28 protein-coding genes and 2 pseudogenes are annotated in these 23,921 nt (G+C 42.1%); 15 read left to right on the top strand and 15 right to left on the bottom strand.

The window, feature by feature from the left end; translation table 11 throughout:
• Positions 1 to 33 precede the first annotated feature (33 nt).
• Positions 34 to 273 carry a DUF255 domain-containing protein gene (locus NSQ83_RS21395; RefSeq protein ID WP_003243894.1) on the bottom strand — a complete coding sequence of 80 codons (240 nt, stop codon included), beginning with the start codon at positions 271 to 273 and terminating at the stop codon, positions 34 to 36.
• A gap of 348 nt (positions 274 to 621) precedes the next feature.
• Between NSQ83_RS21395 and tet(L) the strand changes: the two genes are divergently transcribed.
• Positions 622 to 1,998 (top strand): tetracycline efflux MFS transporter Tet(L), encoded by a 1,377-nt coding sequence (gene tet(L) / locus NSQ83_RS21390; protein WP_003242953.1) that lies wholly within the window; start codon positions 622 to 624, stop codon positions 1,996 to 1,998.
• 102 nt (positions 1,999 to 2,100) lie between these two features.
• On the opposite strand, the pseudogene NSQ83_RS21385 reads toward tet(L), so the two are convergent.
• From NSQ83_RS21385 to NSQ83_RS21375, 3 genes and pseudogenes are all read right to left on the bottom strand, one after another.
• Positions 2,101 to 2,263 (bottom strand): annotated as a pseudogene (locus NSQ83_RS21385) (DUF255 domain-containing protein).
• Positions 2,264 to 2,517: 254 nt separating this feature from the next.
• Positions 2,518 to 3,084 carry a dihydrofolate reductase family protein gene (locus NSQ83_RS21380; RefSeq protein ID WP_003226866.1) on the bottom strand — a complete coding sequence of 189 codons (567 nt, stop codon included), beginning with the start codon at positions 3,082 to 3,084 and terminating at the stop codon, positions 2,518 to 2,520.
• Between the two features lie 159 nt (positions 3,085 to 3,243).
• Entirely contained in the window at positions 3,244 to 3,600 is a 357-nt protein-coding gene (locus tag NSQ83_RS21375; protein ID WP_003226867.1) for an MmcQ/YjbR family DNA-binding protein, read from the bottom strand.
• 350 nt (positions 3,601 to 3,950) lie between these two features.
• Here NSQ83_RS21375 and satA point away from each other — a divergent pair, with 350 nt between their 5' ends.
• Complete coding sequence (gene satA, locus NSQ83_RS21370) at positions 3,951 to 4,472, top strand: streptothricin N-acetyltransferase SatA (RefSeq protein ID WP_003226870.1); 522 nt, start codon at positions 3,951 to 3,953, stop codon at positions 4,470 to 4,472.
• A gap of 67 nt (positions 4,473 to 4,539) precedes the next feature.
• Here satA and NSQ83_RS21365 read toward each other — a convergent pair whose 3' ends face one another.
• Positions 4,540 to 5,142 carry a YitT family protein gene (locus NSQ83_RS21365; RefSeq protein ID WP_003226872.1) on the bottom strand — a complete coding sequence of 201 codons (603 nt, stop codon included), beginning with the start codon at positions 5,140 to 5,142 and terminating at the stop codon, positions 4,540 to 4,542.
• Positions 5,139 to 5,585, bottom strand: a complete 447-nt coding sequence (locus NSQ83_RS21360; RefSeq protein WP_003226873.1) for a GNAT family N-acetyltransferase — start codon at positions 5,583 to 5,585, stop codon at positions 5,139 to 5,141. Before NSQ83_RS21360 ends, NSQ83_RS21365 begins: the two co-directional genes overlap by 4 nt.
• 119 nt (positions 5,586 to 5,704) lie before the next feature.
• On the opposite strand from NSQ83_RS21360, the gene NSQ83_RS21355 reads away from it, so the two are divergent.
• The 3 genes and pseudogenes from NSQ83_RS21355 to NSQ83_RS21345 all read left to right on the top strand — a co-directional run.
• Entirely contained in the window at positions 5,705 to 6,157 is a 453-nt protein-coding gene (locus NSQ83_RS21355; protein ID WP_003226875.1) for a MarR family transcriptional regulator, read from the top strand.
• A 146-nt stretch (positions 6,158 to 6,303) separates the two neighbouring features.
• A complete protein-coding gene (locus tag NSQ83_RS21350) occupies positions 6,304 to 6,966 on the top strand; it encodes an MBL fold metallo-hydrolase (protein ID WP_003226877.1) in 663 nt (220 codons plus the stop codon).
• Between the two features lie 16 nt (positions 6,967 to 6,982).
• A pseudogene (locus NSQ83_RS21345) lies at positions 6,983 to 7,116 on the top strand (LysR family transcriptional regulator); the annotation flags it as partial.
• 24 nt (positions 7,117 to 7,140) lie between these two features.
• Here NSQ83_RS21345 and NSQ83_RS21340 read toward each other — a convergent pair.
• The 3 genes from NSQ83_RS21340 to NSQ83_RS21330 form a co-directional block, all read right to left on the bottom strand.
• A complete protein-coding gene (locus tag NSQ83_RS21340) occupies positions 7,141 to 7,620 on the bottom strand; it encodes a hypothetical protein (RefSeq protein ID WP_003226879.1) in 480 nt (159 codons plus the stop codon).
• Positions 7,621 to 7,702: 82 nt separating this feature from the next.
• A complete protein-coding gene (locus tag NSQ83_RS21335) occupies positions 7,703 to 8,146 on the bottom strand; it encodes a GNAT family N-acetyltransferase (RefSeq protein WP_003226881.1) in 444 nt (147 codons plus the stop codon).
• A 13-nt stretch (positions 8,147 to 8,159) separates the two neighbouring features.
• On the bottom strand, positions 8,160 to 9,038 hold the full coding sequence (locus tag NSQ83_RS21330) for a LysR family transcriptional regulator (protein ID WP_003226883.1): 879 nt from the start codon (positions 9,036 to 9,038) through the stop codon (positions 8,160 to 8,162).
• A gap of 187 nt (positions 9,039 to 9,225) precedes the next feature.
• Here NSQ83_RS21330 and NSQ83_RS21325 point away from each other — a divergent pair, with 187 nt between their 5' ends.
• Positions 9,226 to 10,440: an MFS transporter gene (locus tag NSQ83_RS21325; RefSeq protein WP_003226885.1), complete on the top strand. Its 1,215-nt coding sequence runs from the start codon at positions 9,226 to 9,228 to the stop codon at positions 10,438 to 10,440.
• A 32-nt stretch (positions 10,441 to 10,472) separates the two neighbouring features.
• Here NSQ83_RS21325 and NSQ83_RS21320 read toward each other — a convergent pair whose 3' ends face one another.
• Positions 10,473 to 11,312 (bottom strand): pentapeptide repeat-containing protein, encoded by an 840-nt coding sequence (locus NSQ83_RS21320; protein WP_003226887.1) that lies wholly within the window; start codon positions 11,310 to 11,312, stop codon positions 10,473 to 10,475.
• Between the two features lie 145 nt (positions 11,313 to 11,457).
• On the opposite strand from NSQ83_RS21320, the gene NSQ83_RS21315 reads away from it, so the two are divergent.
• The gene (locus tag NSQ83_RS21315; protein ID WP_029726106.1) at positions 11,458 to 11,847 is read left to right on the top strand and encodes a nuclear transport factor 2 family protein; all 390 of its coding nucleotides are present in this window, start codon (positions 11,458 to 11,460) and stop codon (positions 11,845 to 11,847) included.
• 67 nt (positions 11,848 to 11,914) lie between these two features.
• Positions 11,915 to 12,703, top strand: a complete 789-nt coding sequence (locus NSQ83_RS21310) for a hypothetical protein (protein ID WP_032676931.1) — start codon at positions 11,915 to 11,917, stop codon at positions 12,701 to 12,703.
• Between the two features lie 37 nt (positions 12,704 to 12,740).
• On the opposite strand, the gene NSQ83_RS21305 is transcribed toward NSQ83_RS21310, so the two are convergent.
• Both NSQ83_RS21305 and NSQ83_RS21300 read right to left on the bottom strand, forming a co-directional pair.
• The gene (locus tag NSQ83_RS21305) at positions 12,741 to 13,478 is read right to left on the bottom strand and encodes a MerR family transcriptional regulator (RefSeq protein ID WP_032676932.1); all 738 of its coding nucleotides are present in this window, start codon (positions 13,476 to 13,478) and stop codon (positions 12,741 to 12,743) included.
• Positions 13,479 to 13,638: 160 nt separating this feature from the next.
• Complete coding sequence (locus NSQ83_RS21300) at positions 13,639 to 14,949, bottom strand: MFS transporter (RefSeq protein ID WP_014478548.1); 1,311 nt, start codon at positions 14,947 to 14,949, stop codon at positions 13,639 to 13,641.
• Between the two features lie 100 nt (positions 14,950 to 15,049).
• Between NSQ83_RS21300 and NSQ83_RS21295 the strand changes: the two genes are divergently transcribed.
• Both NSQ83_RS21295 and NSQ83_RS21290 read left to right on the top strand, forming a co-directional pair.
• Complete coding sequence (locus NSQ83_RS21295) at positions 15,050 to 15,370, top strand: hypothetical protein (RefSeq protein WP_029726110.1); 321 nt, start codon at positions 15,050 to 15,052, stop codon at positions 15,368 to 15,370.
• An 11-nt stretch (positions 15,371 to 15,381) separates the two neighbouring features.
• On the top strand, positions 15,382 to 15,828 hold the full coding sequence (locus NSQ83_RS21290; RefSeq protein WP_014478547.1) for a DUF6376 family protein: 447 nt from the start codon (positions 15,382 to 15,384) through the stop codon (positions 15,826 to 15,828).
• Positions 15,829 to 15,860: 32 nt separating this feature from the next.
• On the opposite strand, the gene NSQ83_RS21285 is transcribed toward NSQ83_RS21290, so the two are convergent.
• Positions 15,861 to 16,790, bottom strand: coding sequence for a manganese-dependent inorganic pyrophosphatase (locus tag NSQ83_RS21285; protein WP_003226902.1), 930 nt, complete (start codon positions 16,788 to 16,790; stop codon positions 15,861 to 15,863).
• A gap of 205 nt (positions 16,791 to 16,995) precedes the next feature.
• On the opposite strand from NSQ83_RS21285, the gene hypR reads away from it, so the two are divergent.
• The gene (gene hypR, locus NSQ83_RS21280; RefSeq protein ID WP_003236556.1) at positions 16,996 to 17,373 is read left to right on the top strand and encodes a transcriptional regulator HypR; all 378 of its coding nucleotides are present in this window, start codon (positions 16,996 to 16,998) and stop codon (positions 17,371 to 17,373) included.
• A gap of 31 nt (positions 17,374 to 17,404) precedes the next feature.
• Here hypR and cotF read toward each other — a convergent pair whose 3' ends face one another.
• Entirely contained in the window at positions 17,405 to 17,887 is a 483-nt protein-coding gene (gene cotF, locus NSQ83_RS21275) for a spore coat protein CotF (protein WP_003243364.1), read from the bottom strand.
• Positions 17,888 to 18,032: 145 nt separating this feature from the next.
• Between cotF and NSQ83_RS21270 the strand changes: the two genes are divergently transcribed.
• The 4 genes from NSQ83_RS21270 to rplI all read left to right on the top strand — a co-directional run bounded on the left by NSQ83_RS21270 (position 18,033) and on the right by rplI (position 21,798).
• A complete protein-coding gene (locus NSQ83_RS21270) occupies positions 18,033 to 18,182 on the top strand; it encodes a hypothetical protein (protein WP_003226909.1) in 150 nt (49 codons plus the stop codon).
• Positions 18,183 to 18,406: 224 nt separating this feature from the next.
• Positions 18,407 to 19,336, top strand: coding sequence for a YybS family protein (locus NSQ83_RS21265; RefSeq protein WP_003243969.1), 930 nt, complete (start codon positions 18,407 to 18,409; stop codon positions 19,334 to 19,336).
• 36 nt (positions 19,337 to 19,372) lie between these two features.
• Positions 19,373 to 21,352, top strand: a complete 1,980-nt coding sequence (gene gdpP / locus NSQ83_RS21260; protein WP_003242517.1) for a cyclic-di-AMP phosphodiesterase GdpP — start codon at positions 19,373 to 19,375, stop codon at positions 21,350 to 21,352.
• Entirely contained in the window at positions 21,349 to 21,798 is a 450-nt protein-coding gene (gene rplI / locus NSQ83_RS21255) for a 50S ribosomal protein L9 (RefSeq protein ID WP_003226915.1), read from the top strand. Before gdpP ends, rplI begins: the two co-directional genes overlap by 4 nt.
• 36 nt (positions 21,799 to 21,834) lie before the next feature.
• Here rplI and NSQ83_RS21250 read toward each other — a convergent pair whose 3' ends face one another.
• Entirely contained in the window at positions 21,835 to 23,892 is a 2,058-nt protein-coding gene (locus tag NSQ83_RS21250; protein ID WP_198878349.1) for a glycosyltransferase family 39 protein, read from the bottom strand.
• Positions 23,893 to 23,921: the final 29 nt, after the last annotated feature.

The following is a 23,921-nucleotide window of genomic DNA, read 5'->3' as shown; positions in this document are numbered from 1 at the left end:
AAAAGGTAGACTGTATTGTTTGAACAAATAGTATTATCGTTTAAAATGGCTTCTGTTATCTTTTAATGGAGTTCCACACGATTTGATTATCCCAGGCCACCAATGACAAGTCGTCGAATAACCGATGCTGACCAGAACCGGTTTGTTTTCGCGTTTTGCTTTTGCAAATGCTTCTTCTCCCCACGGGAACCAGTCCACAGGGTTGTGGGCGTGTTGGAGTAAATAAGGAGACTTTTCAGCGATTAATCTATTGGGTTTACTTTTATTTGGCATGGGATCACCTTCTTCCTAAGTTGGTTATATTCAGGTTACCACAGTTATCCTAAACAAATACAATAACTGACTGCTTATCGATAATTGTGATGTGAAAATATAAACTAATGTTTCATTTTGCCACTTGAGATAAATGCGAATAACGTTTTTCCTTGTTTCGCAATCTGGTCAAATTTTTATAAAAAAAGTAAAAGTTTAATCCTTAGTCTATATATAATAAGATCATATCAATCAAATGTAGGGGGAGTTATTATGAAGTGCAATAAAATGAACAGGGTACAATTAAAAGAGGGAAGCGTATCAATGACCCTATAAACTGCGTCTGCCCTCATTAATGGAGGGGAAATTGTGAATACGTCTTATTCACAGTCAACTTTACGGCACAATCAAGTTTTGATTTGGCTTTGTGTTCTATCATTTTTCAGCGTATTAAATGAAATGGTTCTGAACGTCTCATTACCTGATATTGCCAACGAGTTTAATAAACTGCCAGCAAGTGCAAACTGGGTGAATACAGCCTTTATGTTAACCTTCTCCATTGGAACAGCTCTATATGGAAAGCTATCAGACCAGCTGGGCATCAAAAATCTGCTTCTATTTGGGATTATGGTAAATGGATTAGGGTCGATCATTGGATTTGTTGGACACTCTTTCTTTCCTATTCTCATTCTAGCCCGATTTATTCAAGGAATTGGTGCAGCCGCATTCCCAGCTCTTGTGATGGTTGTCGTTGCGCGCTATATTCCAAAAGAGAACAGGGGGAAAGCATTTGGCCTGATCGGGTCCCTGGTAGCAATGGGAGAAGGTGTTGGGCCAGCTATTGGCGGAATGGTTGCTCATTATATCCATTGGTCGTATTTGCTGCTTATTCCAACTGCAACAATTATCACCGTTCCATTCCTTATAAAATTGTTGAAAAAGGAAGAGAGAATAAGAGGACACATTGATATGGCAGGGATTATATTGATGTCTGCAGGTATCGTATTTTTTATGCTGTTTACAACATCTTATAGATTTTCTTTTCTGATCATCAGTATCCTTGCTTTCTTCATATTTGTGCAACACATTAGGAAAGCTCAGGACCCTTTTGTTGACCCTGAATTAGGGAAAAACGTCTTTTTTGTGATTGGAACCCTTTGCGGAGGACTAATATTTGGTACAGTAGCAGGATTTGTCTCTATGGTTCCTTACATGATGAAAGATGTTCACCATTTAAGTACTGCAGCAATTGGAAGCGGCATTATTTTCCCCGGAACAATGAGTGTCATCATCTTTGGTTACATTGGGGGATTGCTTGTTGATCGGAAAGGTTCCTTGTATGTACTAACTATTGGAAGTGCATTGCTTTCTTCCGGCTTTTTAATCGCTGCCTTTTTTATAGATGCAGCACCATGGATCATGACAATTATAGTAATTTTTGTTTTTGGGGGGCTATCTTTCACAAAAACAGTTATATCTACAGTTGTGTCTAGCAGTTTGAAAGAAAAGGAAGCGGGCGCTGGAATGAGTTTGCTTAATTTCACGAGCTTTTTATCAGAGGGAACGGGTATTGCGATTGTAGGCGGTTTATTATCTATCGGCTTCCTAGATCATAGGCTGCTGCCTATTGACGTTGATCACTCTACCTATTTGTATAGCAATATGCTCATACTTTTTGCAGGAATCATTGTTATTTGTTGGCTAGTAATCTTGAATGTATATAAACGTTCGCGGAGACATGGCTAAATGAGTGAAAGGATCAATCTTGTGAAAGTAATTCAAGGTTGATCCTTTTTTGTAAAATGAATAAACATGGCATCAATAGCATGTTCTTTAGATTAGCCATCGTTAGCTATACCCAATAGATACGAGAACAGGCTTGTTTTCGCGTTTCGCTTTTTCATATGCTTCTTCTCCCCAAGGGAACCAGTCCACAGGGTTATGAGCATGTTGAAGTAAAATAAGTAGACTTCTCAGCGATTAATCTATTGGATTTATTGTTATTGGGCATAGGATCACCTCTTAGCCGATTTACTTAAAAGAGGGAGAATGAAATATACTATAATGTTTAATTATGTTAATGCGTCCTTTCCAGTCTTCTTTTCTTTTAATACAAGAGAATGGATATTTTTAGCTCTGTTAAAATTTGATGTTGATAATTCAATAGTATTAAGGAGAACCCATTGGATTCCCCCTTTAGTTCAATAAGAAAAATAACTGTCGAGTGTTACCTTACAATGTATATTTTGGAGGAGTAAGATTTTTTTAGCCATTCCAATGATAAACGATTTGCACAACGCCAGAGGAAAATGTTCTTGTATTCACCATTTTTAAATTTATCCTCTGTTTTACATCAATAAACAACGGTTTTCCTTCTCCCAAAACAACAGGGTGAATAGATAATCTAAATTCATCAACAAGCCCCAAATTTATAAAAGTTGTAATGAGACTCGCTCCACCATATAGCCAGATGTCTTTGCCAGACTTTTTCTTCAATTTATTTACTTCTTCAAGAATATTATCATTTATAAATATGGCTTGATTATCAATCTCATTTTGTGTTCTGGAAAAAACATATTTCTTTTTACTATGAACCAATTTCCAAAGTTCCTTTTCTGTATCAGGGTCTTCATCTTTTGGAATATATTGTCCCCATAAATCGTAGCTTTTTCTGCCATATAAAATAGTATCAATTTGATTTAAGAAATCAGTAAACCCCATATCAGGGTCCATAATGCACCAATCAACTTCTCCATTTTTCCCTTCAATAAAACCATCTAAAGTAACTGCTAAATCTAAAATGATTCTTCTCTGTTTTAAGTTATTTGTCATAACTATTCATCCTTTTCCATAAGAAGTTGGTAGAAATTCTTCTCCCACTCTCGCACCAGATAGACTAAGTTGCGTTTATGGACTGAGTGAAGAACAGTATCCTAAAATGAAAGTGCCCACTACTTTTCGCAGCTTGATTAGCCGGAACACTCTTTATCTTCACTTGGTTAAATGAAAGCTCTGCTCGATTAAGTTATAGATTTCGCCTTCTGGATCTGTCCGTTCTAAAACAATTGAAATCCAATGTTCCTTATCCATATGATATCCGGGTAAGATATTTTCCCCGTTTCTTAAGCTATCACTTATTTCAGGGGGACATTTTAGATTTAGAATATCTATTTCGCCATGACCATCCAAGCCTAATTTTTCTGGGAGAACATTCATGATAAGACCGTACCATTTTTTGTTTGATGTATGTCTCAAAGAAGCATAGTTTGGGTATTTCACCCACGGGTAATCAGGCGATGTACCGTATTTTTCTTTGACGTGTTTAAAGATATCTTCTCTTGTTAACATACTCAATCACTCCTTTATTCACTCTCATTCTTTCATAGAAAAAACAAAGGTCAACGGATTTTTGGTAGTCTTTTGGACATGTCACCAATGGCAGAGTTATATCTAATGCTTCTAATCCCCACGGGTACCATTCAATGGCGGGTTGAAGGAAGTATGCTTTTTCATATTGATGAATCTATTATTGTTAGTAGGCACGGGATCATCTATTCCTTTTTACTGTACCACAAGCCTCTGTTGAAATACCCCATTAAGACAGTGAAATAGAAAAATCGCTATATATAAAAGGTGATGGATGCTGTTCTTGATCGAAACGAGTATGCTAATATAATCTCGTTTAGGAGGGGATTGATATGATCAAGAAAATGGCTCAAATGAATTTGAAAGATTTCAATAAACCAAATGAACCTTTCGTTGTTTTTGGGAGAATGATACCTGCTTTTGAAAACGGTGTTTGGACATATACTGAGGAACGATTTTCTGAACCTTATTTTAAACAATATGAAGATGATGAAATGGATGTTAGTTATATTGAAGATGAAGGGAAGGTTGTCTTTTTATATTATGTTGAAAACAACTGCATCGGCCGGATTAAGATTCGTTCTAACTGGAATGGGTATGCACTAATAGAGGACATTGCCGTTGCAAAAGACTATAGACAAAAAGGCGTTGGAACAGCATTATTACATAAAGCGATTGAGTGGGCAAAGGAGAATCGCTTTTGTGGTCTTATGCTTGAAACACAAGATATTAATGTTTCAGCTTGTCGTTTTTATGCCAAACATCACTTTATAATAGGTGCAGTTGATACGATGCTTTATTCCAACCTTCCAACAGCAAATGAAATTGCGATTTTTTGGTACTATAAATTTTAATTTATCATAAAATTATTGAACGAAACGTAGCTTGTTTTGCGTTTCGTTTTTTCAAAGAAGAGGTTTTTTAACCCCTTCTTTTTTTTGATAAGAATTGTTTTTCCACAATAGGCATAAAAACGTGAAGGATCATTCCTCCCAAACAGACGGTTAATAGGGTTCCGATGCCGATAGGGCCTTTAAAGATGATGGCTAATACTAAGAAAAGAGCGTATACCAATGTTCTTGAAAACAAGATTGTTCTTTTGGAGAGATCTCGGATAATAAGTGTTAAATGATCGATGGGTGTTGATGCGAATTTCGTCTGAAGATAGATGGCTGTTCCAAGACCGATGAGCATCAAACCAATTCCGAAACAAATCAGTTTGCTTAACAACGCATTTAGATAGATGGTGTTTTTTACAACAAACAACCATAGGTCAATGCCTATTCCAGTAATGAATGCTGTAATTAAGCCTAGCAAAATAGGTTTTTTTCTCGTTAATATAGCGTTGCAGATTAAGAGGATCACAGAAATAAGGACCTCCCAGCTCCCTACGGTAAGACCGATTTCTTTTGACAGACCAACCAAAAGGGCATCGAAGGGTGATGTGCCCAGTCCTGATTGTATGGTTAAGGAAATGCCCAAACTTAATATGAGTATGCCTAATCCGTAAAAAATATATTTCATGTTATATTCCGCGATATGTCTTTTGTCATCAAGACATGAGGGATGCCGTCTTCCATAAATTCCTGTGAAGAAATCTGGTAGCCCAGTTTTTGATAAAAGCCTGCTGCTTGTGTTTGACCATGCAGCTTACATGCAGTCAGTCCTTTTTCTTTTATGATTTCTTCTAACCAGCTTACGATGACTTTCCCCAATCCATACTTACGGTAAGGTTTTAGGATGCAGATTCTTTCCAGCTTTGCTGTATGGTCAACGATGCGCACACGGCCCGTGCCGACAGGCTGATTCTCATGATATACCAAGACATGCTGGCATTGTTCCTGGAGCGTATCAAATTCATCGAACTCTTCGGATTCCGATACATGTTGCTCCTCAATGAAAACCGTCTTTCTAATATTCAAAGCTTCATGTAAATCAGCTTCAGTTGTTATTCTTTTTATATTCATTATGAATCAATCCTTTTCTGATATTAGTCTGGACTGTACAGCATGCATGTGGTCTTATAATAGTAAGGTTAAAACATTTTTGTTGTAATTGCAACAAAAATACGTGAGGGGTTTTAGGAATGAATGATATTTTGCGTGAGATCGGCATGATAGCAAGAGCGTTGGATTCCATAAGCAACATCGAATTTAAAGATTTGGACTTAACAAGAGGGCAGTATCTCTATCTCGTACGTATATACGAAAATCCGGGAATTATTCAAGAAAAATTGGCGGAAATGATAAAGGTGGACCGGACAACGGCCGCGCGGGCCATTAAGAAGCTGGAAATGCAGGGATTTATTCAAAAACTGCCAGATGAGCAAAATAAAAAAATAAAAAAACTGTTCCCGACTGAGAAAGGGAAAAAGGTATATCCATTGTTAAGAAGAGAAGGAGAACATTCCACGGAAGTGGCCTTGTCCGGTTTTACTTCAGAGGAAAAGGAAACCATTTCTGCACTCCTTCATAGAGTGAGGAAGAATATAGAACGTGATTGGGAATATGTGAAGAAGGGGAACAAAAGGGATTATTAATGGACAACGTTAACAAGTTGAGCTGATGCTGGCGAAAATCGGCGTTTCCTCTCAAGAATCCAGTCAGCTCGAGCGTGGGTGAAAATAGTCCGTTCACTTCTGTTTTCTTTAAAACTATCAAAAAATTTCCACAGGAGATGGTTTGCGTGAATTTGAGACAACTATCAGAACATGTCTTTCAATGTGAATTTGAGCTTGATGTGCCTCTTCGTATTCCGGTTCATACCTGGTTTATCAAAGATGGTGATGATGTTTATATTGTTGATACGGGAATAGAACGTTTTGCTGATGCTCAAATTAGGGCAGCGTTAGCGATCGGCAATCCAAAAGCCATTTTGCTTACCCATGGCCACAGTGATCATATCGGGGGTGCATCAAAATGGTTAGAGAGATTTGATATTCCGATTTTTGCGCACCAGAAAGAACTAAAGTACATCAATGGGGAAGAGCCATATCCGAACAAAAATGAAGTGGAGAACACAGGGGTAGCCCATATTGTACAGCCGCTGACGGAGCAAACGCTTGCTCATCTGCCTCTGAAATACTATTTAACACCTGGCCATTCGCCGGGGCATGTTGTGTATTATCATAAAATCGATCGTACGCTATTGACGGGCGACCTTTTTATCACAAGTAAGGAGGATTTACACCCACCTATAAGAAGATTCAGTGTTGATATAAATGAGAACATCGACAGCGGCTCAATCATAGATCAAATCAAACCAACGCTCATTTGCTCTTCACATGGCGAAGAAATCCTTTATAACGAAGAATTGTATAAAAACTATGTGGTAAGGTATAGGGATTAATGGAAGTGAAAAACATAAGCTGAAAAATCTCCAGCATGGTGAAGCCCTCGATCCGATTTACTCACACCCAAAAAGAAAAAATGGCAGCTGCCTGCCGCAGAGGCTTTTGCGGAGCTTGTTTTACATTCGATTCATGAGCAAAAGGAGTGAGTGTCAGGCTCACTCCTTTTCTATTTAAATTGCGGCTGTGAGCTTTGGTTTTACAAATTTCATGAAAACTCCTCTGACTAATGGGCCCATAATCAGTAATTGCAACGGATAGGCCAGGATGAAATTTTTCAACACAATCATAAGATAAGCACTGAAGAGGCTGTCCCCGTTCAGCCCATTTGCTAGAACCGCTGTCACTAAACCGAACACAGACATACAAAGTACCATGCCAATCACCATACAAGTTGACATGGCAAGGATGACATAAATTTTTTTAGTCTTGTCGAACGGCATGCGGAATGCAATCTTCTTGGCGAGGGGGCCCACTAACAGTAAATCTAACAGGAGGGCGATCATAAAACCGATGACCATTTCAAAAACGGTCATCAGTGAAAAATCGTAGATGGCTCCGTTGATGATGGCATTGTAAATCGACATGACGCAAACCATTCCAAAGCACATCATCACGCCAAATATAAGGCCTTCTTTTTTATTTGCTGGCATACAATCATTCCTTCTCTCCATAATCGGTGATTAGTATACCAATGAACCGTTCATGCTCATAAGTGACAAATTTGTGAACAATCTATAGCGCAGAATCGTCTTGTTTTGTCATCAGCACATGCGGAATGCCGTCCAGCATAAATTCTTCTGATGCAGTCCGATAGCCGAGCTTTTCATAAAAGCCTGCCGCCTGTGTCTGGCCGTGCAGTTTGAAGGCAGAAATGCCTTGTTCTTTTACAATACGTTCTAATGCATCGACGATCACTTTTCCCAAACCGAATTTGCGGTAAGACTTCAGAATGCAGATTCGTTCCAGTTTCCCCGTGTGGCCAACGATACGGACACGTGCAGTGCCAACAGGTACATTCTGATGATAAGCCAGGATGTGCTGGCAGTCACCGTGGAGTGTATCGAACTCATCGAATTCATCCGAAATGGGACAGCCTTGTTCCTCTACAAATACTGCCTTTCTGATTTCAAACGCTGTATGTAAATCCTGTTCTGACGTGATTTTTTTGACATTCATGCTTGAATCCTTCCTACTCAGAAAAATGGCTGATCACATATTGTTTAAAGGTCTCAGCAACCGGTGATAAAAACCTGCCTTTTATCCAGGCAATTCCTATGACACGCTGACATTCCGGCCAGCTGACGCGGATTTTGGTGATTTTGCTTTGGTCTAAGCCTTTCAGGTCTGGGAGAATAGATATGCCCAGACCGGCTGCCACAAAACCTGCGGCAGTAGTTGCTTCTTCTCCTTCAAACATAATGTTCGGCTGTATATTGGCCTTCTCAAACAGCTCATCGACCGTCATCCGAAGCGCATAGCCCTTTTTCAATAAAATAAAACGCTCCCCGGCAATCTCATTCAGGGTAATGCTTTCGCGACTGGCTAATGGGTGATCATTTGGCACAAATACAAAGAGTTCTTCACTCCACAGCTTGATCCATTGGATCGGATTTTCAGGCTTAATCGAAGCGAGGAGACAGAGGTCCAGATCCCCGGATTTTAATCGTTCAAGCAGCCAATAAGAGTGGTTTTGCTTCAGCTGGAAGGAAATGTTGGAGTATTCCTGCTGAAAGGAGCCGATGAGATCGGGCACGAGCGTGGTGCCTAATGTATGTAAAAAACCGAGAGAGACTACGCCTTGGTCTGGCTTTAATAAGGCTTGGATTTCTTCTTTTCCTTCGGTGTACTCCTTCATCATCGCCTGAACCCGCCGTAAAAAAATGTGTCCGTATTGATTTAAGCTAATGGATCGTCCTTGCCTGTCAAATAGCGGCACACCCAAATGATTTTCCAGCCTGGCGATAGAGCGTGAAAGCGCAGGCTGTGTGATGGAGAGGCTTTTTGCGGCTTTCGTGACGTGCTGCATTCGGGCCAGTGTTTGAAAATATTCAAGTTGTTCCCATTCCAATTATCATCCCTCCTTTATTACATATAAGCATGAAAATGATATTTTATATGCATTATACAACATATATCAACGGTGCTAAGATAGTAATATAAACAGACTCGAGGATGTTTGAATTCGGAAGAAATAAAGGATGGTTGTTTATGAATGGCAGTGCTCCACAACATGATGAGGGACCGATAAAGTCCCGATGACATACATTCAAAAAGGCACACCGGTTTTTCGAAAAATTACGTTTGCTTTCTTCGCTGCGGGTTTCAATACATTTGCGATTCTATATTGCGTACAGCCGCTCATGGAGGAATTCACGCGGGAATTTCATGTGACGCCTACTGCGGCGAGTCTTTCTTTATCTGTTACCACAATGCTGTTAGCTGTGAGCATGCTTGTCTTTGGTTCATTATCCGAGGTGTGGGGGCGCAAGCCGATTATGGGTATTTCCATGCTGGCCGCATCGGTTCTCTGTCTGGCATCGGCCTTTAGTCCGAACTTTCATACGCTGCTCGTATTGAGAACCATCCAAGGCGTTGCGCTCGCAGGCCTTCCGTCGATTGCGATGGCTTATCTCGGGGAAGAAATTGAACCCGGAAGTCTTGGGTCGGCGATGGGGCTGTATATCAGCGGAAATGCAATCGGCGCCGTTTTCGGAAGGATCGTTTCCGGGCTCCTGAGCGAGTACTTGAATTGGCATATGGCGATGGGGGCAATTGGTGTCATTAGTTTGATTGCTAGTGTTATATTTTTTATAAATTTGCCGCCATCCAGGCATTTTACGCCAAGAAAATTGAAGCTCGGGAAATTGGGAATGTCTCTGAACGGCCACTTGAGGGACCGTAAACTATTCAGCTTGTTTCTCATTGGTTTTTTGCTGCTTGGAAGCAATGTTGCCTTGTTTAATTACATTGTGTATGTGCTGTTGGGCCCGCCGTATTCGCTTAATAAAGCATTTTCCAGCTGGATCTTTATTGTGATGATTGTAGGCATTTTCAGCTCGTCTTTCATTGGAAGAATGGTTGATCGGTATGGCTATCCGAAAATACTGGTGATGAATATTTTCATCGTCATTGCAGGTGCTTTATTCACGATAAACAGTATGCTGGCAGTGAAAATTCTGGGGATTGCCCTCTTTACATTCGGTTTTTTCGGAGGGCATTCAGTTGCCAGCAGCTGGGTGGGCAGGAGAGCCCTTCACAACAAAGCACAGGCTTCATCGCTGTATTTGTTCTTTTATTACGCCGGTTCAAGTGTTTTCGGAACAATCGGAGGGCTATTCTGGTCTGTTTTTCACTGGCTGGGCGTTGTCGGTATGATCACCTTCATGCTGCTGGTTGCGTTATGGCTGTCGGGATACTTGGCAAGAAGTGCGAAAGTGCCGGATAAAAGGAACGAAAAAGGATTGAATTGATCAGTAAAAAAGGACCGTTAGCGGGTCCTTTTTTATTTCCAATGGGCAGGGATTCGTAAAGACAGCGGCAGCTTTGTGTTCGAATCGCCGTTGGCGGCGTTCACCTGTGCCTGTGTCAGAAAGATGCTCCCGGTCAGGTCGGCGCCGCTGAGATCAGCGTCTCTCATATCTGCACCGATAAAGTCTGTCATTCTCAAATCGGCATTTCTCAGATCGGCGGCTATGAGCAGCGCCCCTCTTAGATTTGCTCCTCGCAGATCAAGCCCTTTCAGTTTCGCGCCGATCAGGACACTTCCCCGGCTGACCTTTTTCGGGAGTTTTGGATGGCGGGCTTGGGCTCGCACCAGTTCACTTGTTTTTAACAGCCATTCATTGACCTCAGCTCGATGCTCGTCCACCTGCAGTGTCAGCAAGCGTTCTTTGCTGAGTCTGGTGAGCCTTTCTATTTTTTCGAAACTGGTTCTCAGTTCAGCATGAATCGGCTTGGCTATATCTATAGAAAGAGCTTCATGTAAATACCAGAGCATTTCGTGCAGCTGCTGCATGATAGGAAAAACATCAAACATCTGGTTGGCCGTTTCGGGGCTGTTTCGCCAATCCTTTCCCTCATAAGTGATTTGGGATACTTTTTGGCCGGCGCCAAAGCATTCATATGCAGAGCAGCCTCGAAATCCTTTTTCTCTGAGATCTTTATGTATAGAACATTGATAGTTTGATTGTAAGTTGCGGCAAGGCGTGCCCCCGTCTTTATCAAAAGCAAAATCTGCCGACTTCGCATAAGGCAAGGCGACACAGCACAGGCCAAAACAGTGCTGGCAATCCGCACTTAAATCATGATGTATATTGTCATGTAACGTTACTTCCGCAGACAATAATATTCACCCCTTCACTTGGGTACTTTGTTAAATATATCTATTTGATTATATAGGAAAAAAGGATACTTTTCATTTTGTTTTCACGGTTTCAGTGGTCTAGCGATGTATAATATATCCAATCATGATGATTGGGGGAATTCATTTGGAACAGCAATTGAAAGACATCATCTCTGCGTGTGATTTGGCAATCCAAAATGAAGATTTTGATACACTGATGAATTATTATTCGGAAGATGCCGTTTTAGTCGTGAAGCCGGGCATGATCGCGCGAGGCAAAGAAGAAATCAAAAAAGCGTTTATTACGATTGCGAACTATTTCAATCATCATATTGTCCCGAAACAAGGGGAAATGATCCTGTTGGAAGCAGGTGACACGGTACTCGTCCTTTCTCAGACACTGCTTGATTCGGATAAAAAGGACTCCGAGTATGCGATGGAAAGAAGGGCGACCTATGTATTTAAGAAGAATGCGCAAGGCGAGTGGCTTTGTGTAATTGATAACTCATATGGTACGGATTTAATTGGTGTGTAAGATATGTCTTTGATGTGCCATACCTGCATATAATGATTCATTCAGCTGATTAGGGAAGGTGACACAATTGAATGTGTATGACATCAGAATGGCTCCTTATTGGTTTTATGAAAGCAGAGGACTTGTTCAACATCCATACGTATTTCGGCAGCCTGTCTCCTCACGTGCAATCATTGCATCTACTCGCGGCGATGTAACGGGAGACGGCGTTATTGACGAGGTCTTTCTAACTGGAAATCAAATGCCCGGCAGCCTGTTATGGAGAAATATCACATTGGTGATCCGTGATGGCAGAACCCATCAGGAGCAGCAGATTCAGCTTCAAAACAATATGGGATACAATCCGTCACTTTTTCTGGGGGATATGACAGGCGACAAGATTGAGGATGTGGCGGTGGTAATAGATACAGGGGGAAGCGGCGGTGCTATTTATGCATACGTGTTTGCCTATCTAAACAGGCAGTTCCGGCGAATTTTCAATTCAGATGTATTGAATGATGAATTAAAGTACAGTGTGAGGTATCAAAATCAATATAAAGCGAGCGTCATCAGTCATCAGCAAAACGAAACGTATATCCTCGACCTTACTTACAAAGGCAGGGAATATTTGAATGAGATTTATAACAGCCAAGGTGTGTTAAAAATGCCGATAGAAGGATGGGTGAATCCTTTATCGGGCTTGTATCCGGTTGATTTTGACAGAGACGGCGTATACGAATTATTGGCGTACCAGCGGATAGCGGGAAGGTATAACGCCGACTCATTGGGATATGTTCAAACCGTATTAAAATGGAACGGACGGCGTTTTGCCGTTGACCGGCAGAATGTTTCGATTGTTGGCGGTGCTGTCTCGTAATCCTGATGGCTGTCACCCTATAAAGGGTGACAAAACACTACAGGTGTTCTGCAACGACAACCAAATAATAAGATAAACCGGCTTGCTGCTCTTCTAACATTCCTCTATGGAAATCATCTTGCATAAAAAAACGTGTTTGTTTTACGTAATCTTCTTTACTTGTCGGATGCCCGTTCTGATTTAGGAACTTAAGATGATTCATGACATGCTCTTGCACGGAAGGGTCATGATACGTTACGCCGTTTCTTAAAAAATCAGCCATCCTATCAAGAAAATGTTTAGCCTCTATTGCCATTTTGTTCATTTCATCGACATTGATTGTATGTGTATCCAATTCAAAATCGTAACGCTCTTTTAAATACCCATTTTGTTCTGCTAAAGATTGTTTCCATTCTTCAGCGCTTTCAAATCCTTTAAACATTACCTTATGATCCATGTTTTCGCCTTTTCTCGTGTATTCTAAAGATGTGTTGACTGTTTGAATGAGACGCTGATACTTTTCAATTTTCTTTTCAAACAGCTTTTTTTGTTTTTCTAATGTACTTGTTCTTTCAGCATCCTCATTTAATAATCTTTTGATTTCTGACAAAGGAATATCTAATTCTTTGTAAAAAAGGATTTCCTGCAGTCTTTTTAGTTCGTCAGCACCATAGTACCGATATCCGGCTTCGCTTATTTCCTTTGGGGCTAGCAAGCCGATTTTGTGGTAATGATAAAGCGTTTTGATTGTGACATTCGCAATATTGGATAGTTCTTTTACTGTTAATTTCACCATCTGACTCCTCCTTTCTTCTTTCACTATGAGGCCTTACCTTTGGTTGGAGTCAAGGATAAAATGGTGGTGTTTTCGTCCGAAGACAGCCTAGTGAATGTTGGGAGAAAGAAAATAACACCTGGCGGATTCAAAGAAAAGAGTGCTTTTCAGCAAGCACTCTTCATTCCAGTTTAATTCGTTTTACATCCCCTAATACAAACACATAAAAAACCAATCCCAGCAACAGCACAAAACCAGCTACCAGAAAGCTGAGCGTAAAGGAGCCTGTCACATCAAACAAATACCCTGTCAGTGACGCAGCAATAATGCCTCCGAACAGGTTGTTTGCGAGATTCACCATAGAGCTCAGCATGGATACGGAACCGATCGGCGCAAGTTCTGCGGAGATGGACCAGCCGACCGGAGCGGTTGCGGAAATTCCGGCGAGTCCGATGGAAATGCAAATAATGGCTACGGTAATATTGTTCGTCAGAATGGAGCCTAAAAAGAAAAAGCCAAAGCTCATTCCGACTATGATTACGGTTCGGTACACCTTGGTGTTAGGATAGCCTTTCTTAATAAAATAATCGACGAGCCAGCCGCCGACGGCAATTCCGGAAATGGTTGAGATCAGCCACGGCACTGCTGTAAATAAACCGGACGACATGAGATCCATACCGTATGTATGCTTAAAGAAAGTCGGAAGCCAGGTGAGCAGCAGGTTGAATGTATACCCGTACCCTGTAAATCCGATCATTAAGCCCCATACTTTCCGATTGGTGAAAAGCTTTTTTAAAAGCGGGCCCGTTTTGTAAGGGATTTGCTCTGTTGTAATGGCATTGTGTTTTTGAATATAGTTTAGTTCACTTTTAGAAATGCGTTTGTGCCGTTCAGGCTGTTCATAATACTGCCAGAAAAAGATCGTAAACAGCACATTGATGCATCCAATCGTCAAAAAAGCGACACGCCAGTCAAATGTTGTGACAAGAAAGGCGACCAATGGCGCGCCGATTACATTTGAAAACTTGGCGGCCGAATCGAACAGTGAGTTTGCCAATCCCCGCTCACTTGGAGGAAACCAGAGAGCGGTTGCTTTAGAGGCAGCAGGGAACGCAGAGGCGCTCGTCAGCCCAATGAGAAACCGGAACAGATACAACAGCAATTTTCCTTGCAAAAAAGCAAGAAGGATCGTTAAAAAGCTCCATATTGTCATTCCAACCCTCGTGACCCATGCAACCCCAAAACGGTCCAGCAAACTTCCGACAGGCAGCTGCATCAGTGTATAGGAATAGGTGTAAATGGAAAACACGATGCCGAGTTCAGTTGCAGTAAGGTGAAACGAATCTTGTATCGCAGGGGCCGCTACCGAGATGGCCACTCGGTCAAAATAATTAAGAATAATAATGCCGCTAAGTAACGAAGATATGTACCATCTGGTATGCCCAGGCCGTTTCACGCGCTCTTGACTCATGATGAAAACCTCCTCTGTCATAGCATGATCTCCTGATGGAAAAACCATTCAAATTTTAAATACCACAGCGCGCTTTTATATAAACGGCAGGAATTTGACTGGAACAGATCGGTGCTTTAGAATGAAAGTAATAAAAATGAACACTCCAAAGGGGAGTAGCTTTCACAGTAAAGTCGTCATTACGGGACAAGGTGTCCTCGGCTTTGCTGGCAATCTCATTGTTAGCGAGACCTTTGCCAAATCTGATTTGGTGAAGGTCTTTTTGTTTCAGGAACTTCACCAAATTGGTGGAGTTTTTTCATTTTTATCAAAAAGGGAGAGGAGCATCAGAATGTCTAAGCTGAAAAAGTGGCTGAAGCGTGAATTGGTGAGGAAAGGGCTGCCGTTAGCGAAAGAGAAATTGATTCCGATCTTAAAAGAAAAAATGAAAAAGAAACAATAAGGGGGCTGAAGATGAAGATCATTTTGACAGTACTTGCCGGAGTGGGACTTTTGAGTGCAGGCGGATGTGGCATGCTTGATCAGGTGAACGACGGATTGAACTATACGAGTGAAGCAGCTGGTTATGTGGAGAAGGTGAAGACATTTGCAGAGGAAGCGCCTGAATTGGCTGAGAAAGCTGTAAATGACACCGAGGCGAAAGAAAAACTTGAAGCGCAGCTTGAGTCGATTCAGAAGGCTGCCGCTGATTTTAATGAATTAACGCCGCCTGATGCCGCAGCGGAGATTCATCAAACCATTCAGGAACATAACGAAACCTTGCAGAAAAGCGCTGAAGATGTGTTGAAACAAGCCGAGGAAGGCAAGGTATCGCTTAAAGAATTGGAACAGTCAGACCTGGTCCAAAACGCAAAGCAAATTACTGATGTGATGGGACAAATTGAGAAGCTGGGTGAATAAGAAAAAGCATCCCGACGCGGGATGCTTTTTGCTTATTCAGCCATTGCGTCTGTTAAGACAGGAACGACTTGTTTTTTACGGGAAACAACGCCTTTTAAGAGGGCTGTGTTGTTTTCTAATGTAACGTTGAACGCTTTTTCCACTTTCGCTGCTTCGTTACCGATTGCAAGAGCAAGTGAATCATTTTCTAAGATATCTGTGATAACGAGAAGGAACAGATCAAGATTCTTCTCAGCCACAACTTTTGAGATCACAGCTTCTAATTCAGCTTGGCGTTTTTTTACATCTTCAATGTCCACTGTGTTTACTTGTGCGATTTCGACTTTTTTGCTGCCGAGTGTAAATTCTTTCGCATCAAGAGAAATGAGCTCTTCCACTGTTTTTTTGCTTAGATCAGCGCCTGCTTTCAGCATGTTCAAGCCGTATTCTTCAGCATCTACGCCAGCGATCTCCGCAAGCTCTTTTGCTGCCGCTACGTCTTGGTCTGTGCAAGTTGGAGATTTAAATAACAGGGAATCAGAAATGATCGCAGACAGCATAAGGCCGGCAATTTCTTTCTCGATTTTCACGTTATTCTCTTTGTACATTTTGTTTAAGATGGTAGCCGTACAGCCTACAGGCTCAGCACGATAGTAAAGCGGCTCAGCTGTTTCGAAGTTAGCGATGCGGTGATGGTCGATAACCTCTAAAACCTGAACCTCTTCAATGTCTTTGATGCTTTGCTGGCGTTCATTATGGTCAACCAGGATAACGCCGTTTACTTCGTTTGCAGCTGTTTCAACAAGACGCGGGCTTTCTTGTTTGAAATAGTCAAGCGCGTATTGTGTTTCGCCGTTGACTTGTCCGAGGCGGACAGGCTCAGCATTGAAGCCGAGTTTGTTTTTCAAATCAGCATAAGCAATCGCAGAACAAATCGTATCTGTGTCTGGGTTTTGGTGTCCGAAAATAAGTATCTTTTCCATGATAGCTCCTATCCTTTTTTTAAGTAGTGTAATCTTTATATAGTTTAACACGTCTTGCTGCAGGTGTAATCATGCAAACCCTTAAAAATTGATGTGAATAAGAAGCATTTTCTTTGAGCTGAGAAGAAAAGGTGTGTAAAATACTGGGTAGCTTAGTTGCAAAATGTAATGTAGTATCAAAAAAGGTACTGTTGGAGGGTCAAGAATGAGTGAAAAAAAGAATATATACCCGAACAAAGAAGGCTGTCCAGTTGAATTCACTCTAGATGTCATTGGCGGAAAGTGGAAAGGAATTCTTTTTTATCACATGATAGATGGCAAGAAACGATTTAATGAGTTTCGGCGAATCTGCCCGAGTATTACTCAAAGAATGCTTACTCTCCAGCTGAGGGAGCTGGAAGCGGACGGCATCGTGCACCGTGAGGTTTATCACCAGGTGCCGCCCAAGGTTGAGTACTCTCTGACGGAATTCGGGCGAACGCTTGAACCGATTGTTTTGCAAATGAAAGAATGGGGAGAATCCAACAGAGACGTGCTGGAATCTTATCGTTCGAACGGTTTACTGAAGGATCAGCAGAAATAGCAGCAAAGGGAAAACTCCTTTGCTGCTTGTTTTATTTCATTGAAATGGCTCTGTTGGCGTTTCTGACATCGTTTTTCAACAGTTCAGAAAGGTTGTAAGACGGATAATATCCATGCTGATACATGTATCGATAAACTTGGGCGTGCAGCTGGATGGCAGCATTCAGCTGTTTGACCAGTACGTTTCTTAATTGAGGTGTTGCTGTTTCTGTAATTGCGATGGCATAGCTGCGGACAGATGTTTTAGCAAAACCGAGCAGGTCACCGCTGTAAAATGGGTTATCTGCGCGTTCTTCTTCCTCATCTTCTCTGTGCGGAGCCTGTGGAAAGAACGGAAGAAGCTCTCTCAAATTTTGCTCAACACCCTGAATAGACACGTTATAAAGCTGTCTGAGCTGAGGGTCTTTTACTTCTCTTATCATTTTCTTCAGTTTAATGAGTCCGTTTGATTGAAAAGCAACCAGCTCGTGCATTTCTAATGTTTCATGCCAAGCCAATGTTCTGCGTTCATCCATGTGAAAATTCTCCTTTATCGATCAGATTCCATATCAGCATATGCCCAATGCTCAATGTTGTTCATGATGTTTTGAAGTTTTTAAAAAGGGAAATTCACCTTATATAGGATACGGGTTGAGAACATGCACAAAGAGGTGAAACACAATGTGGGACATGATAAAGAACTTTTTCTTGTTTAGCAGCGGCGTTCTGCAAGCAACAACCCTTTTACTGGTGATCTTAATTTTTATGTATGTCAGAAAAACGAAAAAGAAAAACAAGGAATCTTCTGGCTTTATGGATGATAAACATTAATTGTGATGGGCATTCTTTTCAAAGAATGTCTTTTCATTTTTCATGTTTCACATGAAACATTAGCGTTATTTTACTTGCGATTTGGACTTATGTTAAAATATAAAAGTAAAATTTAGAGATGATATAAAAACATTCGGTGTAACGTATGTTGCAGCGATGAAAAAGAGCAGTCGTTTATGCTGCTCTTTTCTATTCGTATGTTCAGGATGATACGAGGTGACTAAGTGAAACAAACGAGAGCTTTAATGGAAGGTGCTATTTTAATCAGTCTGTTTGCGATCATCACGCTTCTGGTCGTTTATGTTCCTGTGATTGGAACAATTCTGTTATTTGCACTGCCGCTGCCAATGATCTTGTATACGATCAGACATGGATTGAAGCTAGGGATATGGATGGGCGCTGTCAGTCTTCCGGTTGTTTTTATTGTCGGGTCCTTTAACGGGCTTATTGTAGCTTTTATGTCAGCTTGCGCCGGCATTGCCATGGGACATTTTTTTAAAAGGAAAGAGCCCGGGCACGCCATTATTTCGGGCGCTCTTATTTATATGCTTAGTATTGTCTTCTATTTTGTGATAAGCATTCAGTTTTTGGGTATCAATATCATTGATGAGGCGATGACACAATACCGGCAATCTCTTGATATTGTAGAAACTGTAGCGAAGCAGTCGGGCAATGCTGGACAGTTTGAGAAGCAATTAAAACTGATGGAAGAACAATTGGGTATCGTTCAATATCTTTTTCCAACAGCTATTGTGATGGTAGGAGTTATTTTTTCTTTCCTCAGTTACCTTATCGCTAAGCCGCTCTTAAGGCGATTCTCCCCCGATATTCCTAATCTAAAGCCTTTTAGAGAGTTGAAGTTTCCGCAAAGTGTTGTAGTACTGTATTTGATTATTGTCATGCTTTCATTTTTGCCTTTAGAAAAAGGCCAAATGCTGTACTCTATCGCTTTAAATGGGGAGTTTATACTCGGGTTTCTGATTTTCATCCAAGGTTTATCATTTATCTTTTTCTATTGCCATAAGAAACAATATCCAAAGGCTGCGGCTGTGATTGCTGTCATACTTGGGTTTGTGCATCCGGTCTTCATGGCAGCCATTCGCATTTTAGGCGTTTTAGATATGGGCTTTCATATAAGGAATAAGGTGAAGTGAACATGAGTTTTACTCACATGGTGGGGAGTGATAGAAATGCCAAGCTTTTATGAAAAACCGCTGTTTCGGTATCCCATCTATGCATTGATTGCTCTGTCAATTATTACAATCCTCATCAGCTTTTATTTTAACTGGATATTAGGAACCGTCGAAGTGCTGCTGCTGGCAGTTATTTTGTTTTTTATTAAGCGTGCTGATTCTCTTATTCGACAAGAGATTGATGCTTATATTTCTACGTTGTCCTACAGGTTGAAAAAAGTCGGTGAAGAGGCATTGATGGAAATGCCGATTGGAATCATGCTTTTTAATGACCAATATTATATAGAATGGGCAAATCCGTTTCTTTCCTCTTGCTTTAATGAAAGCACTTTAGTGGGGAGATCACTTTACGATACTTGTGAATCGGTAGTGCCGCTTATCAAACAAGAGGTGGAATCGGAAACGGTTACATTGAATGACCGCAAGTTTAGGGTTGTCATCAAACGGGATGAGCGTCTCTTATATTTCTTTGATGTAACAGAACAAATTCAGATTGAAAAGCTATATGAAAACGAAAGAACCGTCCTGGCATATATTTTCCTTGATAACTATGATGATGTGACACAAGGATTGGATGACCAGACGAGAAGCACGATGAACAGCCAGGTGACATCTTTGCTGAACGCTTGGGCGCAGGAGTACGGGATCTTCTTGAAAAGGACGTCTTCAGAACGCTTTATCGCTGTACTTAATGAACACATCTTAACTGAACTCGAAAATTCGAAGTTTTCGATTCTTGATGAAGTGCGGGAAAAAACCTCATTTGACGGTGTAGCGCTGACGTTAAGTGTCGGTGTCGGGGCTTCAGTCTCTTCCCTGAAAGAACTTGGCGATTTGGCGCAATCCAGCTTGGACTTAGCACTGGGACGCGGCGGGGACCAGGTAGCCATTAAGCTGCCAAACGGCAAGGTGAAGTTTTACGGCGGTAAAACAAACCCAATGGAGAAACGAACAAGGGTGCGGGCCCGCGTGATTTCTCACGCCTTAAAGGAAATCGTCACCGAAAGCAGCAATGTGATTATCATGGGGCATAAATTCCCCGACATGGATTCTATCGGCGCAGCGATCGGGATTTTAAAGGTGGCTCAGGCAAATAACAAAGATGGTTTTATCGTGATTGACCCAAATCAAATCGGATCAAGTGTGCAGCGTTTGATTGGGGAAATCAAAAAATATGAAGAACTGTGGTCAAGATTTATTACGCCTGAAGAAGCAATGGAGATTTCCAATGATGACACACTGCTTGTGATCGTTGATACACATAAGCCGTCACTCGTCATGGAGGAACGGCTGGTCAATAAAATTGAACATATCGTGGTCATCGACCATCACCGCAGAGGTGAGGAGTTTATCAGAGATCCGCTGCTTGTTTATATGGAACCATACGCTTCTTCCACAGCGGAATTGGTGACAGAGCTGCTTGAATATCAGCCGAAGCGCTTAAAAATCAATATGATTGAAGCAACAGCCCTATTAGCTGGTATAATAGTGGATACAAAGAGCTTTTCTCTCCGCACGGGCTCGCGGACTTTCGATGCGGCTTCTTATTTAAGGGCAAAAGGCGCCGACACGGTGCTGGTGCAGAAGTTCCTGAAAGAAACCGTTGATTCCTATATTAAACGGGCGAAGCTGATCCAGCATACGGTCCTCTATAAAGATAACATTGCGATTGCTTCTCTTCCTGAAAATGAAGAGGAATACTTCGATCAAGTGCTGATTGCGCAGGCTGCCGATTCGCTGCTGTCGATGAGTGAGGTTGAGGCTTCATTTGCGGTGGCGAGACGGGATGAACAAACGGTTTGTATCAGTGCACGGTCGCTTGGCGAGGTAAATGTTCAGATCATCATGGAGGCCCTGGAAGGCGGAGGGCATTTAACAAATGCGGCGACTCAGTTGTCCGGCATTTCAGTTTCTGAAGCGCTGGAACGGCTGAAGCACGCCATAGATGAGTATTTTGAGGGAGGCGTACAGAGATGAAGGTTATTTTCTTACAAGATGTAAAAGGAAAAGGAAAAAAAGGCGAAGTCAAAAACGTAGCAGACGGTTATGCGCATAACTTTCTAATTAAAAAAGGCCTCGCGGTTGAAGCGAACGCGTCAAACATCAGCGCGCTAAACGGACAAAAGCAGAAAGAGAAAAAAGAAGCCATTGCTGAGCTTGAGCAGGCTAAGAGCTTAAAAGAGACATTAGAAAAACTGACTGTTGAGCTTAGCGCAAAATCAGGTGAGGGCGGTCGTTTATTTGGTTCAGTGACAAGCAAGCAAATTACTGAACAGCTCCAAAAAGACCATAACATTAAAGTAGATAAGCGGAAGCTTGAACTGCCGGACGGCATTCGTGCATTAGGATATACAAACGTGCCTGTGAAGCTGCATCCTGAAGTGCAGGCTGTGTTAAAGGTACATGTAAAAGAAGAAGCTTAATAGAAAAGAGGCTTGGATTCATCCAAGCCTCTTTTTTTATTCCACGAGATAAAGAGTTTGCTGGCTTTCTCCGCCAGGTCCTCTTCGCATTCCCTGCACGCTGTTTGTGCTGCTGGAGGAACCGCTGTACTCGTCAGATGTTATTTCTTTTCCGTTTTTCTTAATCCAGGAAACAAGTTCGCTGTTGCCTGAGTTGTTTTCTGACAGAAGGAAGTATTTCACTTTGCCTTCTTTGATCAGTTTTTTCAGTTCCGACACAGTCAGAATGGGATCCGTGCCGTTAAATCCGCCCATTGCAATAACAGATTCATTTTCGTAAATGATGTATGGCGCAGCTGTTACGGTTGTCAAAGTAGCAAATAAATATTCTTCGCCGGTATTGTGTTTTCTCAGATAGGACAGGAGCCCGCTGTCGACCTCTGAAGAGAACATGTTCCCGCCGTTTGCTGAGTCTTTGAGCTGCGGACCGGATTCAGGAAGGACGCTGTTGCCACCGTATAGAAGCGGCGTTGCTGACCAGTAAACTGGTGTGAGAAGCAGAACGCACAAGCTGATGATGGTCAGCTGCTTACTGAACGGATGGCTGCGTTTAAGCATCAGAAGTGCAAGGGAGATGCCCAGTCCTAAGAGCCCCAGGGCATACATCCATACACTGCTGATTTGGCTTGTATAAGCGCTCAGAATATACACCTGGAACACGGTTGTGATCAGAACGGCTGCCGGCAGAAGATAGCTGGCCCAGTCTTGATTATTTTTGTATAAGCGGTGCATCGTATACCATCCGATACCAGAAAGGGCGGCAATCGGCGGTGCCAGCATAATCAAATAATACTGGTGGAAGAATCCTGCGATGCTGAAGAAACCAGCCACGGGAACAAGCCAAGCCGCCCAGAATAGCGTTTCTTTTTTTTCAGCAGCATGTCCGCGGCGATCACGGTACCAGCTGACGAGTGAGCCCAGTAATCCGATCAATGAGAATGGGAGCATCCAGCTGATTTGGCCGGAAAGTGCTGATTGGAAAAGACGAAGCGGTCCAGGATCACCGGTGCCGAACATATTCACGCTTTTTCCGCCTCCACCGCCAGGCCCTCCATTTCCAGGCCCGTTGCCACCTGTAGGAGGTGTGCCTCCGCCTCCATTGAGAGCGCCGGTTTGTCCGTTAGGCGGCTGAGGCGCCTGTGAATGGTTTCCGAATGATTGATTTCCGTTCTGAGAAAAAGATGAACCGTTGCCATTTGGCGCTTGCATGTTGTCTTGATTCTGCATGTTCCCTCCGCCAGCAGCATTCATATCACCCTTTGCAAGGCCCGTAGTTTGCCCAAGCAGACGCTCTGTGCCGTTGTAGCCAAAGGCCAGTTCTAGCACTGAGTTGGTCTGGCTGCTTCCTACATAAGGCCGGCTTGAGGAAGAGGCTGAATCCACTGCAATCGCCCATGAGAGTGAAAGGCCTGTCAGAAGGACAAGAGACAGAAGCAGGGACCCGATTTTTTTCTTCAGAGAAACCCGAGATGCAACCATGTAGAATAACACAAATGCAGGCAATACCATAAACGCTTGCATCATCTTCATATTAAAGGCGAGCCCAATCAGGGCAAATGCCATCAGCAGCCAAACCAGCTTGCCTTGTTTTACTGCCCGAAACAGGCAAGCTGAACCGAGCAATAGGGTAAAAACGAGCATGCTGTCGATATTGTTTGTCCGGCTGACAGCTACTGCGATAGGGGTCAGTGCCATAACAAGTGCGGAAATGCGGGCCGCTCCAATTCCAAAAGTCGGCTTGATCATTCTGTAGAGAAGGAAGACAGATCCAACTCCGGCAAGAGCCTGGGGAATGATGACACTCCACGTGTGAACACCGAAAATCAGTGCGAAAATCGTTTGAATCCATAACACGACAGGAGGCTTATCTACTGTCACAAATCCAGAAGGGTCAAATGACGCATAAAAGAAATTATGGAAGCTTTGCGTCATGCTTTTTACAGCCGCCAAATAGTACTGGTTCGCAGTATCATCCTGCCAAATGTGATACGTATTCAAAAAAGCTGCTGCCAGCAAAATAAGAATAAGGGCTGCGTCGAATCGTTTGGTTTTCATCGTTTTTCACCTCTTTATGGTGTCTCATT

The organism is Bacillus sp. PS217, assembly GCF_037963535.1.
Taxonomy (GTDB): domain Bacteria; phylum Bacillota; class Bacilli; order Bacillales; family Bacillaceae; genus Bacillus; species Bacillus subtilis.
This window is presented reverse-complemented; position numbering and strand designations above follow the sequence as displayed.